The 15,373-nt window shown below is 54.6% G+C and carries 13 protein-coding genes; 9 read left to right on the top strand and 4 right to left on the bottom strand.

The features are described from left to right. Nucleotides 1-4: 4 nt before the first annotated feature. From H650_RS11765 to tldD, 4 genes are all read left to right on the top strand, one after another. Nucleotides 5-598 (top strand): Maf family protein, encoded by a 594-nt coding sequence (locus H650_RS11765; RefSeq protein WP_020455465.1) that lies wholly within the window; start codon nucleotides 5-7, stop codon nucleotides 596-598. Then, a complete protein-coding gene (gene rng / locus H650_RS11760) occupies nucleotides 588-2,057 on the top strand; it encodes a ribonuclease G (protein ID WP_017457292.1) in 1,470 nt (489 codons plus the stop codon). Before H650_RS11765 ends, rng begins: the two co-directional genes overlap by 11 nt. A gap of 55 nt (nucleotides 2,058-2,112) precedes the next feature. Beyond that, nucleotides 2,113-5,922, top strand: a complete 3,810-nt coding sequence (gene yhdP, locus H650_RS11755) for an AsmA2 domain-containing protein YhdP (RefSeq protein ID WP_044489504.1) — start codon at nucleotides 2,113-2,115, stop codon at nucleotides 5,920-5,922. A gap of 83 nt (nucleotides 5,923-6,005) precedes the next feature. Next, on the top strand, nucleotides 6,006-7,451 hold the full coding sequence (gene tldD, locus H650_RS11750) for a metalloprotease TldD (RefSeq protein ID WP_044489503.1): 1,446 nt from the start codon (nucleotides 6,006-6,008) through the stop codon (nucleotides 7,449-7,451). 39 nt (nucleotides 7,452-7,490) lie between these two features. On the opposite strand, the gene aaeR is transcribed toward tldD, so the two are convergent. Then, entirely contained in the window at nucleotides 7,491-8,414 is a 924-nt protein-coding gene (aaeR, locus tag H650_RS11745) for an HTH-type transcriptional activator AaeR (protein ID WP_044489502.1), read from the bottom strand. Between the two features lie 178 nt (nucleotides 8,415-8,592). On the opposite strand from aaeR, the gene aaeX reads away from it, so the two are divergent. The 5 genes from aaeX to H650_RS11720 all read left to right on the top strand — a co-directional run bounded on the left by aaeX (nucleotide 8,593) and on the right by H650_RS11720 (nucleotide 13,560). Continuing rightward, a complete protein-coding gene (aaeX, locus tag H650_RS11740) occupies nucleotides 8,593-8,796 on the top strand; it encodes a p-hydroxybenzoic acid efflux pump operon protein AaeX (RefSeq protein ID WP_020455461.1) in 204 nt (67 codons plus the stop codon). A gap of 7 nt (nucleotides 8,797-8,803) precedes the next feature. Next, nucleotides 8,804-9,736, top strand: a complete 933-nt coding sequence (aaeA, locus tag H650_RS11735; RefSeq protein ID WP_044489501.1) for a p-hydroxybenzoic acid efflux pump subunit AaeA — start codon at nucleotides 8,804-8,806, stop codon at nucleotides 9,734-9,736. Nucleotides 9,737-9,741: 5 nt separating this feature from the next. Continuing rightward, nucleotides 9,742-11,709, top strand: coding sequence for a p-hydroxybenzoic acid efflux pump subunit AaeB (aaeB, locus tag H650_RS11730; protein ID WP_020455459.1), 1,968 nt, complete (start codon nucleotides 9,742-9,744; stop codon nucleotides 11,707-11,709). A gap of 82 nt (nucleotides 11,710-11,791) precedes the next feature. Next, on the top strand, nucleotides 11,792-13,246 hold the full coding sequence (locus H650_RS11725) for an NAD-dependent succinate-semialdehyde dehydrogenase (RefSeq protein ID WP_020455458.1): 1,455 nt from the start codon (nucleotides 11,792-11,794) through the stop codon (nucleotides 13,244-13,246). Nucleotides 13,247-13,290: 44 nt separating this feature from the next. Continuing rightward, nucleotides 13,291-13,560, top strand: coding sequence for a barstar family protein (locus H650_RS11720; RefSeq protein WP_017457300.1), 270 nt, complete (start codon nucleotides 13,291-13,293; stop codon nucleotides 13,558-13,560). Nucleotides 13,561-13,621: 61 nt separating this feature from the next. Here the strand turns inward: H650_RS11720 and yhcN (H650_RS11715) are convergent, their stop codons facing one another. The 3 genes from yhcN (H650_RS11715) to argR all read right to left on the bottom strand — a co-directional run bounded on the left by yhcN (H650_RS11715) (nucleotide 13,622) and on the right by argR (nucleotide 15,102). Continuing rightward, complete coding sequence (gene yhcN / locus H650_RS11715; protein WP_017457301.1) at nucleotides 13,622-13,885, bottom strand: peroxide/acid stress response protein YhcN; 264 nt, start codon at nucleotides 13,883-13,885, stop codon at nucleotides 13,622-13,624. A gap of 101 nt (nucleotides 13,886-13,986) precedes the next feature. Then, on the bottom strand, nucleotides 13,987-14,250 hold the full coding sequence (gene yhcN, locus H650_RS11710; protein ID WP_017457302.1) for a peroxide/acid stress response protein YhcN: 264 nt from the start codon (nucleotides 14,248-14,250) through the stop codon (nucleotides 13,987-13,989). Between the two features lie 381 nt (nucleotides 14,251-14,631). After that, nucleotides 14,632-15,102 (bottom strand): transcriptional regulator ArgR, encoded by a 471-nt coding sequence (gene argR, locus H650_RS11705; protein WP_017457303.1) that lies wholly within the window; start codon nucleotides 15,100-15,102, stop codon nucleotides 14,632-14,634. Between the last annotated feature and the right edge of the window lie 271 nt (nucleotides 15,103-15,373).

Raw genomic sequence — 15,373 nt, 5'->3', positions numbered from 1 at the left:
GTTTATGACTGATATCTGGCTTGCTTCCGGTTCTCCTCGTCGCCAGGAGTTGCTCACCCAACTGGGCGTCACTTTCACGCGTATTGTTCCGGGTATTGAGGAACAGCGTCAGGCGCAGGAGAGCGCCCGCCAGTATGTGTTACGCCTCGCGCGCGAAAAAGCGCAGGCCGGTGTGGCGATGGCCACAAGCGATCTGCCTGTGCTGGGCGCGGACACAATCGTCATATTTAATGGTGAAGTGCTTGAAAAACCAAAAGACTCCTCGCATGCTGCCAGTATGTTGCGCCAGCTTTCCGGGCAAACACATCAGGTGATGACGGCGGTTGCGTTGGCAGATAGCCAGCATGTGCTTGATTGTCTGGTGGAAACAGAAGTGACTTTCAGAGTGTTATCGGAAAAGGATATCGCCGATTACGTCGCCAGCGGGGAACCGCTGGATAAAGCCGGTGCTTATGGCATTCAGGGGCTGGGTGGCTGTTTCGTGAGAAAAATAAACGGTAGTTATCATGCCGTTGTGGGTTTACCGCTGGTGGAAACCTGGGAATTGCTGAGCAATTTTAACGCACTGCGCGAGGGAAAAGATAATCATGACGGCTGAATTGTTGGTCAACGTTACTCCATCGGAAACACGCGTCGCTTATATTGACGGCGGCATCCTGCAGGAAATTCACATCGAGCGCGAAGCACGGCGCGGGATAGTAGGCAATATCTACAAAGGTCGGGTCAGCCGGGTTCTGCCGGGCATGCAGGCGGCTTTTGTAGATATTGGTCTGGAAAAGGCAGCGTTCCTGCACGCCTCCGACATTATGCCGCACACCGAATGCGTTGCCGGGGAAGAGCAGAAAAACTTCACCGTGCGCGACATCTCCGAACTGGTCCGCCAGGGGCAGGACTTAATGGTGCAGGTGGTAAAAGATCCGCTGGGTACTAAAGGTGCGCGCCTGACCACGGATATCACACTGCCATCCCGTTACCTGGTCTTTATGCCGGGCGCTTCGCATGTCGGTGTTTCCCAGCGTATTGAGAGTGAAGCCGAGCGTGAACGCCTTAAGCAGGTCGTTGCGGCGTATTGCGATGAGCAGGGCGGTTTTATTATCCGTACTGCGGCTGAAGGCGTGTGCGAAGAGGATCTCGCCTCCGATGCGGCGTACCTGAAGCGCGTCTGGACGAAGGTGATGGAGCGTAAAAAGCGCCAACAAAGCCGCTGCAAACTGTACGGTGAACTGGCGCTGGCGCAGCGCGTGCTGCGCGATTTCGCCGACGCTCATCTGGATCGTATCCGTGTGGATTCGCGTCTGACGTTTGAAGCGCTGCTGGAGTTCACGGCGGAATACATCCCTGAGATGACCAGCAAGCTCGAACACTACAGCGGCCGCCAGCCGATTTTCGATCTTTACGATGTGGAGAATGAAATTCAGCGCGCGCTGGAGCGCAAAGTGGAACTGAAATCGGGCGGCTATCTGATCATCGATCAAACCGAAGCGATGACCACCGTTGATATCAACACCGGTGCGTTTGTCGGCCATCGCAATCTTGACGACACCATCTTCAACACCAACATTGAAGCCACGCAGGCCATTGCCCGCCAGCTGCGCTTACGCAATCTGGGCGGCATTATCATCATCGATTTTATCGATATGAATAATGACGATCATCGCCGTCGCGTGTTGCACTCGCTGGAGCAGGCGCTGAGCAAAGATCGGGTTAAAACCAGCATTAATGGTTTCTCCCAGCTTGGTCTGGTCGAAATGACGCGTAAACGCACGCGCGAAAGCGTGGAACATGTCCTCTGCAATGAATGCCCCACCTGTCATGGCCGCGGCACCGTTAAAACGGTGGAAACCGTGTGCTATGAAATCATGCGCGAGATCGTTCGTGTGCATCATGCTTATGATTCCGATCGTTTCCTGGTTTACGCTTCCCCGGCGGTGGCGGAAGCGCTGAAAGGTGAAGAATCGCACGCGCTGGCGGAGGTGGAAATCTTCGTTGGCAAGCAGGTAAAAGTGCAAATCGAGCCGCTCTATAATCAGGAGCAGTTTGACGTAGTAATGATGTAATTCGTAGCGTGCTGCGACATGAGCGGGTCTGGGTTTGGTTGACAAGGAGAGAGGCGTGAGGCGACTGCCGGGGATATTGCTGCTTACAGGCGCGACGCTGATTGTTATCGCGGCGCTGCTGGTAAGTGGGCTGCGCCTTGTCCTGCCCCATCTGGATAGCTGGCGCGAGCCCATTCTGGCGCGTATCACCGCACAAACCGGCGTTCCTGTCTCGGCCAGCCAGATACAGGCGCGCTGGGAAAATTTCGGCCCTGAACTGGATGTGCGCGATATTAACGCGACGCTGCCCGATGGCGGCGAGCTGTCGGTCAAACGCGTGACGCTGGCGCTGGATGTCTGGCAAAGCCTGCTACACATGCGCTGGCAGTTTCGCAATCTCACCTTTTATCAACTGGTCGCACATAGCAATACCCCGCTACAGCGCAATGACACCGGCGAACCTATCACCACGGATCGCATCAGCGATCTGTTTTTACGCCAGTTCGATCACTTTGATCTGCGCGACAGCCGCATCAGCTTCTTAACGCTTTCCGGACAGCGCGCTGAGCTGGCGATCCCGCAACTTACCTGGCTTAACGGCAACGATCGTCACCGTGCGGAAGGGCAAGTCAGCCTTTCGAGTCTCACCGGCCAGCACGGCATTATGCAGGTACGCATGGATCTACGCGACGACAACGGGCTGTTGAATAATGGCCGCGTGTGGTTGCAGGCGGACGACATTGATGTCAAACCCTGGCTCGCCAAATGGATGCAGGATAAGGTCGCGCTGGATACCGCGCGCTTCAGCCTTGAAGGTTGGATGACATTAAGCAAAGGCGTGGTGGAAAGCGGCGACGTATGGCTGAAAAAAGGCGGTGCCAGCTGGCAGGGCAATAATACGCAGCACCGCATGACGGTGGATAATCTTACCGCCCATGTCTCTCGTCAGCAGCAGGGCTGGCAGTTTGATGTACCAGTAACGCGTATCGCAATTGATGATCACCCCTGGCCGCAGGGCGCGCTGAGTTTTGCCTGGGTTCCGGCACAGGAAGTGGGCGATACCAGCAGCGTGCGCAGCGATGAATTGCGCGTACGTGCCAGTAACCTTGAGCTCAGTGGCTTAGAGGGGCTACTGCCGATTGCGCAGAAAATCTCACCGGAACTGTATGACATCTGGCATACCATGCAGCCTCGCGGCAAGCTGGAGCAGCTGGCGCTGGATATCCCTTTGCAGGTGACAGAAAAAACGCGCTTCCACGCGCAGTGGCAGGATATTGCCTGGCAACAGTGGGAACTGCTGCCCGGTGTTGAACATCTCAGTGGAACGCTTGCCGGCAGCCTGGAAAACGGGCGCTTAACCGCTGATATCGCGCAGGCGAAGATGCCGTATAAGACGGTATTCCCCGAACCGCTGGAGATTGAAAAAGGCGTTGCCACGCTGAACTGGCAGAATAACGAACACGGCTTCCAGTTGGATGGGCGCAATATCGACGTTCAGGCTAATGCCCTGCGCGCACGCGGTGATTTCCGCTATCTCCAGCTGCAAGGTGATGAGCCCTGGTTAGGTATCCTGGCTGGCATCAATGTGACAGATGCCGGGCAAGCCTGGCGCTACTTCCCGGAAAATTTGATGGGTAAAGAGCTGGTAGCGTATCTGAGCTCGTCGATCAAAGGCGGGCAGACGCAAGATGCCACGCTGCTGTTTGGCGGTAATCCTAAGCTCTTCCCGTTTAAGCACAATGAAGGCCAGTTTGAAGTTGCGGTGCCGCTGCGCAACGCGACTTTTGCTTTCCAGCCTGACTGGCCGGCGCTGCAAAACCTCGATATCGATCTCGACTTCCTCAATGACGGCTTGTGGATGAAAAGTAGTCAAGTGGCGCTGGGTGGTGTAACGGCCAGCAACCTGACTGCCAACATCCCGGATTACGTCAAAGAGAAGCTGTTGATTGATGCCGACATTAACGGGTCGGGCAAAGCCGTTGGGCCCTATTTCAAAGAGACGCCGCTGCACGATACGCTGGGTAGTGCGCTGGATGAGCTGCAAATCGATGGTGATGTAAGCGCTCGCTTACATCTTGATATCCCGCTGGACGGCGAGCAGACCGTCGCCAAAGGTGACGTGGCGCTGAACAACAACAGCCTGTTTATCAAGCCGCTTAACAGCACACTGAAGAACCTCAGCGGCAAATTCAGTTTCGAGAACGGTACGCTGAAAAGCGAACCACTACAGGCAACCTGGTTTAACCAACCGGTGAACCTCGATTTCTCCACCACCGAAGGGGATAAAGCCTATCAGGTGGCGGTGAATCTCAACGGAAACTGGCAACCGGCAAAAACCGGCGTTTTACCCCCACAACTTAATGATGCGCTGCGCGGCAGCATCGCATGGAAAGGCGATGTCGGCGTAGAGTTGCCGCACCGTGGCGGCACTACTTACAAGGTCAATATTGACGGCGATCTGGGCAGCCTTGCCAGCACGTTACCGCCGCCGCTGGATAAACCCGCAGGCAAAGCGTTGCCGCTGAAGGTAAAGGTAGAAGGGAACCTGCACAGTTTCGATTTAACCGGTAATGCTGGTGGTAACAACCATTTTAACAGCCGCTGGTTGCTGAATAATAAGCTGACGCTCGATCGCGGGATCTGGACCTCAGACAGCCGTACGCTACCACCGCTGCCGGATCAGGCCGGGCTTGAACTCAACTTGCCAGCAATGAACGGCGCGCAGTGGCTGGGTCTGTTCAGGCAGGGCGTGGCAAATAATGTCAGCAGTGCAACCACCTTCCCGCAGAGCATTACGCTGCGTACGCCAGCCCTGACGCTGGGCGGGCAGCAGTGGAATAACCTCAGCATTGTTTCGCAGCCGCAAGATTCGGGTTCGACCATTGAAGCGCAGGGGCGCGAAATCAGCGGTACATTGACGATCCATGATAATGCGCCGTGGCAGGCCGCGATCCGCTACCTCTACTACAACCCGTCGAACACGGCACCGAATGATGATGACATCTCTTCCCCTTCAACGCTGTTGCGCGGTCAGACTCGGATCGATTTTACCGGCTGGCCGGATCTGCAACTGCGTTGCGCAGAGTGCTGGCTGTGGGGGCAAAAATATGGTCGCATCGATGGCGATTTCGCCATTCAGGGCGATACGCTGACGCTAGCGAACGGCCTGGTGGACAGCGGCACTGCGCGGCTCACCGCCGACGGTGAATGGGTCAACCGTGAAGGCGCGGAGCGTACTTCACTGAAAGGCGTGCTGCGCGGCGAGAAAATTGATTCTGCGATGGGCTTCTTTGGCATACCGACACCGGTGCGTGATTCGTCGTTTGATATTAATTATGACCTGCACTGGCGCAGCACTCCGTGGCAACCGCAGGAGGAGTCGCTCAATGGCATCCTGCGTACGCGTCTTGGCAAAGGCAAAATTACCGATATCAGCACCGGCCATGCCGGGCAGTTGCTGCGCCTGTTCAGCGTCGACTCGCTGTGGCGTAAATTGCGTTTTGATTTCAGCGATACCTTCAGCAGCGAGGGGTTCTGGTTTGATTCCATTCGTAGCACGGCGTGGATCAAAGATGGTGTGCTGCATACCGACGATACGCTGGTGGACGGCCTGGAAGCGGATATCGCCATGAAAGGCTCGGTGAATTTGGTGCGCCGCGAGCTGGATATGGAAGCGGTGGTTGCGCCAGAAATTTCCGCGACTGTCGGTGTGGCGGCGGCCTTTGCCGTTAACCCGATTGTCGGTGCGGCGGTGTTTGCCGCCAGCAAAGTGCTGGGGCCTCTGTGGAACAAAGTCTCGATTCTGCGCTACCGCATTACCGGCCCGGTCGATCAGCCGCAAATCAACGAAGTCCTGCGCCAGCCGCGTACGGACAAAAAGCAATGATTTGACGGCATCGGCGAATTGCCTCAAGCTCCTTATATCGCACTTTTTATTGCCCGCAGTGGCGGCAACGACGAGAAAAAATGATGAGTCTTAATCTGGTAAGTGAACAACTTCTGGCAGCGAACGGCCTGAGCCATCAGGATCTGTTTGCTATCCTCGGTCAATTGACCGCGCGTCGTCTTGATTACGGCGATCTCTATTTCCAGTCGAGCTATCACGAATCCTGGGTTTTAGAAGACAGCATCATTAAAGATGGTTCTTACAATATCGACCAGGGCGTGGGCGTGCGCGCCGTCAGCGGTGAGAAAACCGGTTTTGCGTATGCAGACCAAATCAGCCTGCTGGCACTGGAACAGAGCGCGCAGGCTGCGCGTACCATCGTGCGGGAAGAGGGCGATGGCAAAGTGAAAACGCTGGGCGCGGTTGAGCATCAAAGCCTTTATACCAGCATCGATCCGCTGCAAAGCATGAGCCGGGAAGAGAAGCTCGATATTCTGCGTCGCGTGGATAAAACAGCGCGCGCGGCGGATAAACGCGTGCAGGAAGTGACCGCCAGCCTGACTGGCGTTTACGAACTCATTCTGGTGGCGGCGACCGATGGTACGCTGGCGGCAGACGTTCGCCCGCTGGTGCGGCTTTCTGTGAGCGTACAGGTTGAAGACGACGGCAAACGCGAGCGCGGCTCCAGCGGCGGCGGCGGTCGTTTTGGTTATGACTGGTTCTTGCAGGATGTGGATGGCGACGTTCGTGCGGATGCGTGGGCGAAAGAAGCCGTGCGTATGGCGTTGGTCAACCTTTCTGCCGTTGCCGCGCCTGCGGGCACGCTGCCGGTGGTGCTTGGCGCGGGCTGGCCGGGCGTATTGCTGCACGAAGCGGTTGGACACGGGCTGGAAGGCGACTTCAACCGCCGTGGAACATCGGTATTTAGCGGCCAGATGGGGCAACTGGTGGCCTCAGAACTCTGTACCGTTGTGGACGACGGCACCATCGCCGATCGTCGCGGTTCTGTGGCGATTGATGATGAAGGAACGCCGGGCCAGTACAACGTGCTTATCGAAAACGGCGTGTTGAAAGGCTATATGCAGGACAAACTCAACGCGCGTCTGATGGGCGTCAAGCCGACCGGTAACGGGCGTCGTGAATCTTACGCGCATCTGCCGATGCCGCGTATGACCAACACCTATATGCTGGCGGGCAAATCAACGCCGCAGGAGATTATCGAATCTGTCGACTACGGCATCTACGCCCCGAATTTTGGCGGCGGCCAGGTCGATATCACTTCCGGTAAATTCGTCTTCTCCACTTCTGAGGCGTACCTGATTGAAAAAGGTAAGGTCACCAAAGCGGTGAAAGGCGCAACGCTGATTGGCTCCGGTATTGAAGCGATGCAGCAGATCTCCATGGTGGGTAACGATCTGAAGCTGGATAATGGCGTTGGCGTCTGCGGCAAAGAGGGGCAGAGCCTGCCAGTGGGGGTGGGCCAACCGACGCTGAAAGTCGATAACCTGACCGTCGGCGGTACGGCTTAACGCTCTTCCCACCCTCTTCGCACGAAGAGGGTGACTCTCTCACACGCTGCGTCCCTGCATTCCCTGATACACCTTCGCCACTTCAATAAAGTAATCCGTCAGATAGTTAATACACACCTGCACTTTTAGCGGCAGCTTATCTTTTTCGGTATAGAGCGCATAAACCGGGCGCGGATCCGACTGGTAGCGCGGCAGCAGGATCTCAAGTTGACCGCTGTTGATCTCGTCGATCACCCACATTAACGGCACGAATGCGATCCCGGCGCCTGCCGTCAGCCAGCGCGTGAGCGTCATCGGATCGTTAGTGACAAAACGCCCTTGTGGAATCAATCGCGTGGCGATCCCTTCTGGTGCCACCAGCTCAAATTCGTTATCCGGACGCACGCTGTATTCCAGCCATGAGTGGTTAACCATATCCGCTGGCTTTTCAGGAATGCCGTACTGGGCGAGGTAACTTTTTGCCGCGCAAACCACCATTGGCATCGCCCCAAGGCGGCGGGAGAAGAGGCTGGAATCTTGCAATGCGCCGACGCGGATCACCAGATCCAGACCGTCAGCGATAAGATCCGGGGCCGGGATCCCCGTGACGAGATTTACCGACAAACCCGGATGCTCTTTGAGCATGTCGGCGGTCATTTTTGCCAGCACATTTTGCGCCATGGTTGAAGAACTGCCGATACGCAGCGTACCGATGGGGGTGTTGTTAAAGGCGTAAAGCTGCTCGTGAACATCCTGCACTTCATGCAGCATCCGGCGGCAACCCTGATAGTAAATCTTCCCCGCTTCGGTGAGGCCCAGACTGCGCGTGCTGCGGTTTAGCAGCTTTACCTGCAACTCATCTTCAAGTTTGGCGACGGTCTGGCTGATGGAGGAAACACTCATTTGTAGCTGTCGGGCAGCGGCGGTAAACGAACCTAATTCCACCACTTTGGCAAACACCGACATGCGTTTTAGTCGTTCCATTATTCACTCTGAGTTAAAAGTGATTTAGATCACATAATATAGATAACAGCATAACAGTTACGTTAATATACTATCTATTAAGAATATTCACGTCACTCTCGCCTGGCTCTCCTTGCCCTTACTCCTGCGGTGACGTTAGAACGAATTGTCACCTGCACGCTGTCTAATCAAGGTCAACATGAGTCTGTTTCCCGTCATCGTGGTGTTCGGTTTGTCGTTCCCACCGATTTTTGTCGAATTAATTTTGTCACTGGCGATCTTCTGGCTGGTGCGCCGGATGCTGGTCCCCACCGGGATCTATGACTTTGTCTGGCACCCGGCGCTGTTTAATACTGCGCTGTATTGCTGCCTTTTTTACCTGCTGTCGCGCCTGTTTGTTTGAGGTAGAAGTGAAAACACTAACAAGAAATATCTCTCGCACCGCTATCACTATGGTGCTGGTGATCCTGGCGTTCATCGCGATTTTCCGCGCCTGGGTTTATTACACCGAATCGCCCTGGACGCGCGACGCGCGCTTTAGTGCCGACGTCGTCGCTATCGCGCCAGATGTCACTGGCCTTGTCACCGCCGTCAATGTGCATGACAACCAACTGGTGAAAGAGGGCCAGGTGCTGTTCACCATCGATCAACCGCGTTACCAAAAAGCGCTGGCGGAAGATGAAGCCGATGTCGCTTACTACGAAGCGCTGGTGGCGGAAAAACGCCGGGAAGCCGGGCGGCGTAATCAGTTAGGCGTACAGGCCATGTCGCGCGAAGAGATCGACCAGGCCAATAACACCCTGCAAACCGAGCTGCATCAGCTGGCCAAAGCCCAGGCGGCACGCGATCTGGCGAAGCTGGATCTGGAGCGTACGATCATTCGAGCACCGGCCGATGGTTGGGTCACGAACCTGAATGTGTACGCCGGTGAATTTATTACCCGGGGTTCCACCGCGGTGGCGCTGGTGAAACAACACACGTTCTACGTTCTGGCGTACATGGAAGAGACCAAGCTGGAAGGCGTGCGTCCGGGTTATCGCGCGGAGATCACCCCGCTTGGCAGCAACCTGGTATTGAAAGGGACGGTGGATAGCATCGCCGCAGGCGTCACGAACGCCAGCAGCAGCAATGACAGCAAAGGCATGGCGACCGTCGATTCCAACCTTGAATGGGTGCGGCTGGCGCAGCGTGTGCCGGTGCGCATTCGTCTTGACAAACAACAAGGCAACCTGTGGCCAGCGGGAACGACCGCAACGGTGGTGGTGACGGGTAAATCCGATCGTGATGAAAGCCAGGATTCGTTCTTTCGCAAAATGGCGCATCGCCTGCGTGAGCTGGGGTAATCGCTATGGGGCTGTTATCCATTGCCAGCCAGCATTTGCGTTTTGCTTTCAAGCTGGCCTTTGCCGTCGTACTGGCACTGTTTGTTGGCTTTCACTTTCAGCTTGAAACCCCGCGCTGGGCGGTGTTAACCGCGGCGATTGTCGCGGCGGGACCCGCTTTTGCCGCCGGTGGCGAGCCCTATTCCGGGGCGATTCGCTACCGGGGGATGTTGCGTATTGTCGGCACCTTTATCGGCTGTATCGCCGGGCTGGCCATTATCATCATGCTGATCCGCACCCCGCTTCTGATGTTAATGGTGTGCTGTGTCTGGGCCGGGTTTTGTACCTGGGTCTCGTCGCTGGTGCGCGTTGAAAACTCTTACGCCTGGGGGCTGGCGGGTTATACCGCGTTAATTATTGTCGTTACCATTCAGACGGAACCACTGCTGGCACCGCAATTTGCCGTTGAGCGGTGCAGTGAAATCGTGGTGGGCATCCTCTGCGCGATTGTTGCCGATCTGCTCTTTTCCCCGCGCTCCGTCAAACAGGAAATTGACCGCGAGCTGGATAGCCTGCTGCTGGCGCACTATCAACTGATGCAGTTGTGTATCAAACATGGTGACAGCGAAGAGGTGGACAAAGCCTGGGCTGCGCTGGTGCGCCGTACCACGGCACTTGAAGGGATGCGCAGCAATCTGAATATTGAGTCTTCCCGTTGGGGACGTGCTAACCGCCGCCTGAAAGTGATCAATACCCTGTCGCTGACGCTCATCACCCAGGCGTGTGAAACCTATCTGATTCAGAACACCCGTCCGGAGCTTATCACCGACACGTTTCGCGAGCTGTTTGCCGAGCCGGTCGATAACGTGCAGGAGATGCACAAGCAGTTAAAAAGAATGCGCCGGGTCATTGCCTGGACCGGTGAGAGGGAAACGCCAGTTACTATTTATAGCTGGGTTGGTGCAGCGACCCGCTATCTGCTGCTAAAACGCGGTGTGATTGGCAACGCGAAAATCAGCGCTGTTGAAGAAGAGGTTCTGCAGGGCGAAGTGGTGGTGAAAGCAGAATCAGCCGAACGCCACCATGCGATGGTTAACTTCTGGCGCACCACGCTTTCTTGCATGCTGGGCACCTTGTTCTGGCTGTGGACCGGCTGGACATCCGGCAGCGGTTCGATGGTGATGATCGCGGTGGTCACGTCGCTGGCGATGCGTCTGCCCAACCCGAAAATGGTGGCGAAAGACTTTATTTACGGCATGTTATGGGCGCTGCCGATTGGTTCGTTTTATTACCTGGTTATCCTGCCATCGACGCAACAAAGCATGCTGCTGCTGTGTATTAGCCTGGCGGTACTGGCATTCTTTATTGGTATTGAAGTGCAAAAAAGGCGGCTGGGTTCAATGGCGACGCTGGCGGGCACCATTAATATTCTGGTGCTCGATAATCCGATGACCTTTAAATTCAGCCAGTTTCTTGATAACGCGCTGGGTCAGTTGGTTGGCGTGGTTCTGGCGATGGTCGTGCTTTTGCTGGTGCGCGATAACTCCCAGGCGCGCACCGGGCGCATGCTGTTGAACCAGTTTGTTTCTGCTGCTGTCTCGGCAATGACCACCAATACTGCGCGGCGCAAAGAGAACCATCTGCCCGCGCTGTATCAACAGCTTTTCTTGCTGCTGAATAAATTTCCTGGTGATATAGCGAAGTTTCGCCTCGCGCTGACGTTGATTATTGCGCATCAGCGCCTGCGGGATGCGCCGGTGCCGATTAATGATGATCTTTCGGCTTTTCATCGCCAGTTACGGCGTACGGCGTCACAAGTGATATCCGCAGGTAACGACACGAAACGTCGCCGTTACTTCACCCAGTTGCTCGAAGAACTGGATATCTACCAGCACAAGCTACATCACTGGAACGCACCGCCGCAGGTTACCGAGCCGGTACACCGGCTAACAGGTATGTTGCACAAATATCAACATGCACTGACCAGCAGTTAATGCCAAACCGACGCCAAAAGCGTCGGTTTTTTTATAGCTATACTTTCCAGAAGTTTTTATAAACCGCAGATCGGGAGGACAAATGACAACGCAGTCACTGCAGGACAACGCGCTTTTTCAGACCGGCTATCTGGTTGATGGGGTCTGGAAAACGCTGGACACCACCTTTGACGTTCTGAATCCGGCTACGGGTGAAACTATCGCGAAAGTTGCCAAAGCAGGTAAGAAAGAGACAGAAGAAGCCATTGCCGCCGCAACGCGCGCTTTTCCCGCATGGCGGGCGAAAACCGCGAAAGAGCGTTCGACCATTTTGTACCGCTGGTATGAATTGATCATTGAAAACAAAAGCTGGCTGGGCAGATTGATGACCACTGAGCAGGGCAAACCATTGAAAGAAGCGGAAGGTGAAGTCGACTATGCCGCCAGCTTTATTCAGTGGTTTGCTGAGCAGGCGAAACGCGCAAACGGTGAAATTATCCCGCCCATTAAACCAGGCTCACGCATTCTGGCGACGCGAGAACCGATTGGCGTGGTGGCCGCGATTACACCGTGGAATTTCCCGATGGCGATGTTGACCCGCAAACTGGGACCCGCGCTGGCGGCAGGCTGTACCGGCGTTATCAAACCGGCAAATAACACGCCGCTTAGCGCTTTTGCATTGCTGGCGCTGGCGAAAAAAGCCGGTGTGCCGGATGGCGTGCTGAATGCCGTTGCCGGGAACACGTCTGAAATCAGCGATGCCATTATGGCCAGCCAAGACGTGCGCAAAATCTCGTTCACCGGCTCGACGGCGGTGGGGAAAACGCTGGTGCGCAACGCGGCTGAAACCATGAAAAAAGTGTCGATGGAGCTGGGGGGGAATGCGCCTTATATCGTGTTTGAGGATGCTGACATTGACGCTGCGGTGCAGGGCGCTATCGCCAATAAATTCCGTAATGCGGGGCAGGTGTGCGTCAGCGTTAACCGCTTCTATATCCATGAATCTGTCTACGACACCTTTACGCAAAAACTGACAGAGGCTGTAAATGCATTAAAAGTGGGGAATGGTCTGGATGAAGGGGTGGTTGTCGGACCGCTGATTGAACGCGCTGCGGTGGATAAAGTGCGCGAGCACGTCGACGATGCCGTCGCCAAAGGGGCGAAAGTATTGGCCGGCGGTAAACCGCACAGCCTTGGCGGAAACTTCTGGCAGCCAACGGTGCTGGGTGATTGCAGCGATGGCATGAAACTGGCGCAGGAAGAGACGTTTGGTCCGGTAGCTGCCTGTTTCCGTTTCACCAGCGAAGAGGAGGTGGTGCAGCGCGCCAACGCAACACCGTTTGGTCTGGCCGCCTATTTCTATACGCAGAACCTGCAGCGGGTATTCCGCGTTTCGCAGGCGATCGAAAGCGGCATGATCGGCATTAACGAGTGCGCGGTATCAACGGAGCTGGGGCCGTTTGGCGGGGTGAAAGAGTCCGGTCTTGGCCGGGAAGGTTCTGTGCTGGGGCTGGAAGAGTTTCTGGAAGTGAAAACTCTGCACCTTGGGGGATTGTAATCATGCGGGCGGCGTCTGCCGCCCTGTTGGGCTGATGGCGGAAAATGAATATCTACACTTTCGATTTTAAACATATTGACGATCAAAGTGCTTTCTACCGCGAGTTTAGCCGCCAGTTCGCTATTGAGCGCGAGAAAGTTCACGATCTGGATTCCCTGTGGGACACGGTGATGGATGGCGCGCTGCCTTTGCCGCTGGAAATTGAATTTATTCATCTACCGGAAAAACAGCGCCGCCGTTTTGGGGCATTGATCCTGCTATTTGATGAAGCGGAAGAGGAGCTGGAAGGCGAGCTGCGGTTTAATGTGCGGTGAGCGAAGGCAAAAAAAAGCCCCTGACAGGCAGGGGCAAGTCGTCGGACAAGACGACGAGGGTTTATTTATACAGTTCAGCCGTAACGTGGGTGCTATCCCCCGTACGTGCTTCAATAATACGGTAGCTGCTCGCGCCAGCCTGATCGGCTTTAGCAGAGAGCTCCTGGCGAATGTCCATCGGGACGCCCGCTCTTTGGGAAATAGAAACACTGCCGATAGATTGCAGGTTGCTGGCTTGATCGCTGTTAACAAGCGTTGCGGCGCTCGCGCCGAAAGAGATCAGTGATGCAAGGCCAAGGGATGCGATGATGAGATTACGTTTCATTGTCTGTCTCCTTTAGAGAGGCTCAACGGCGAGAAGGATTAAACTGCTATTTTTGTGCCTGGTGCCGTTGAGGGACGAATACATAGGGTTATCGGTAAAACTTATTTGTACAGCTCTGCGGTTGCGTGCCACTGGTCGCCGCTACGTGCTTCAATAATGCGGTAAGCTGACGCACCTTGTTCTTCCGCTTTTTTGCTCAGTTGCGCGTTCATGTCCATCGGTGATGCGGTGACAGAACCGATAGAAACAGTACCCAGCGACTGGCGAGATTGCGCCTGTTCCGCGTTGATGGAATCCGCCGCGAAAGCGCCAAATGACAGGGCTGAAAGGATACTCAGTGTTGCAACGGTTGATTTGATATTCATGTCTCTTACCTCGTCGTATTCTTTTCTTTAAATTTTTCGGAGGGCCTCGTTTCGTGACCCTCATCACAAAATCAAGTATACACTAGTCACGCGAATAATTAATACCAAGCTAATTATAACTATGATTAATGGGAATATGATTTGTGGTTTTATATTGCTTAAAGGCATAAAAAACAGCATTCAGGTAAGAATTTAGTTAACGATAGTTAAGAAAATCATATGGATAGCTGAATTTGATTTTTTGTGCGGTGGTATACGCTGGGAAAGGGAGGTGAAACCATAAATCGCACTAACTGCTAAGTTAGCGGTAGGTGAAAAGTCGAATTGTGGAGCGAAAAGCCGAACATTCCCCCGCGAGCGAAGCCGGGGGAGAGATGTTAATTACAGTTCTTGTTCGAACAGTACCAGAATCGCTTCGTAGAGATCTTTCACCGTGAAGCCTTTGGCTGGTGTGGTGAAAATGGTGTCATCCCCGGCGATGGTACCAAGGATGCCTTCCGCTTTACCCAGAGAGTCCAGCAGACGCGCAATCAGTTGCGCAGCGCCGGGGCTGGTGTGGATCACCACGACGGCATCGTTGTAATCGATATCCAGCACCAGGTTTTTCAGCGGGCTGGAGGTCGTGGGAACGCCCAGTTCGATTGGCAGGCAGTAAACCATTTCCATTTTCGCGTTGCGCGTGCGCACCGCGCCGAATTTGGTCAGCATGCGAGAGACTTTAGACTGATTGATATTGTCGAAGCCCTCTTCTTGCAGAGCCTGAACAATTTCTCCCTGAGAACTGAATTTCTCTTCTTTAAGAAGCGCCTTAAACGCTTTAACTAATTCTTCTTGTTTTGCCGAGCTTCGCATAAGTCACCCGTAATATGGCCGTGAAAACAACATTATTATGCATATTGATGAATTTTTATGCAAATATTCTCGCGAGGGAATTTCTGAAAACTGCTGAGAAGGCGCGAAGTTTATCAAATCCTGTGATGAAGCACAGCCACATGTGTCTTACGTCGCAAATAAGATTAAAAAGTAAATTAAATGTTATAAAGTTGATGTTATTTTGGTGAATATCGCAGCTATATTATAGACTCTGAGTGTTAGTTGCTTAGCTTGCCGATCTGACGGTCAT

The sequence above is a fragment of the Enterobacter sp. R4-368 genome (genome assembly GCF_000410515.1).
Taxonomy (GTDB): domain Bacteria; phylum Pseudomonadota; class Gammaproteobacteria; order Enterobacterales; family Enterobacteriaceae; genus Kosakonia.
This window is presented reverse-complemented; position numbering and strand designations above follow the sequence as displayed.

Bases quoted from the DNA above. Each gene is read 5' to 3' on its own strand.
- H650_RS11765 (WP_020455465.1), top strand. From the start codon at position 5: ATGACTGATATCTGGCTTGCTTCCGGTTCTCCTCGTCGCCAGGAGTTG.
- rng (WP_017457292.1), top strand. From the start codon at position 588: ATGACGGCTGAATTGTTGGTCAACGTTACTCCATCGGAAACACGCGTC.
- tldD (WP_044489503.1), top strand. From the start codon at position 6,006: ATGAGTCTTAATCTGGTAAGTGAACAACTTCTGGCAGCGAACGGCCTG.
- aaeR (WP_044489502.1), bottom strand. From the start codon at position 8,414: ATGGAACGACTAAAACGCATGTCGGTGTTTGCCAAAGTGGTGGAATTA.
- aaeX (WP_020455461.1), top strand. From the start codon at position 8,593: ATGAGTCTGTTTCCCGTCATCGTGGTGTTCGGTTTGTCGTTCCCACCG.
- aaeB (WP_020455459.1), top strand. From the start codon at position 9,742: ATGGGGCTGTTATCCATTGCCAGCCAGCATTTGCGTTTTGCTTTCAAG.
- H650_RS11725 (WP_020455458.1), top strand. From the start codon at position 11,792: ATGACAACGCAGTCACTGCAGGACAACGCGCTTTTTCAGACCGGCTAT.
- H650_RS11720 (WP_017457300.1), top strand. From the start codon at position 13,291: ATGAATATCTACACTTTCGATTTTAAACATATTGACGATCAAAGTGCT.
- yhcN (WP_017457301.1), bottom strand. From the start codon at position 13,885: ATGAAACGTAATCTCATCATCGCATCCCTTGGCCTTGCATCACTGATC.
- yhcN (WP_017457302.1), bottom strand. From the start codon at position 14,250: ATGAATATCAAATCAACCGTTGCAACACTGAGTATCCTTTCAGCCCTG.
- argR (WP_017457303.1), bottom strand. From the start codon at position 15,102: ATGCGAAGCTCGGCAAAACAAGAAGAATTAGTTAAAGCGTTTAAGGCG.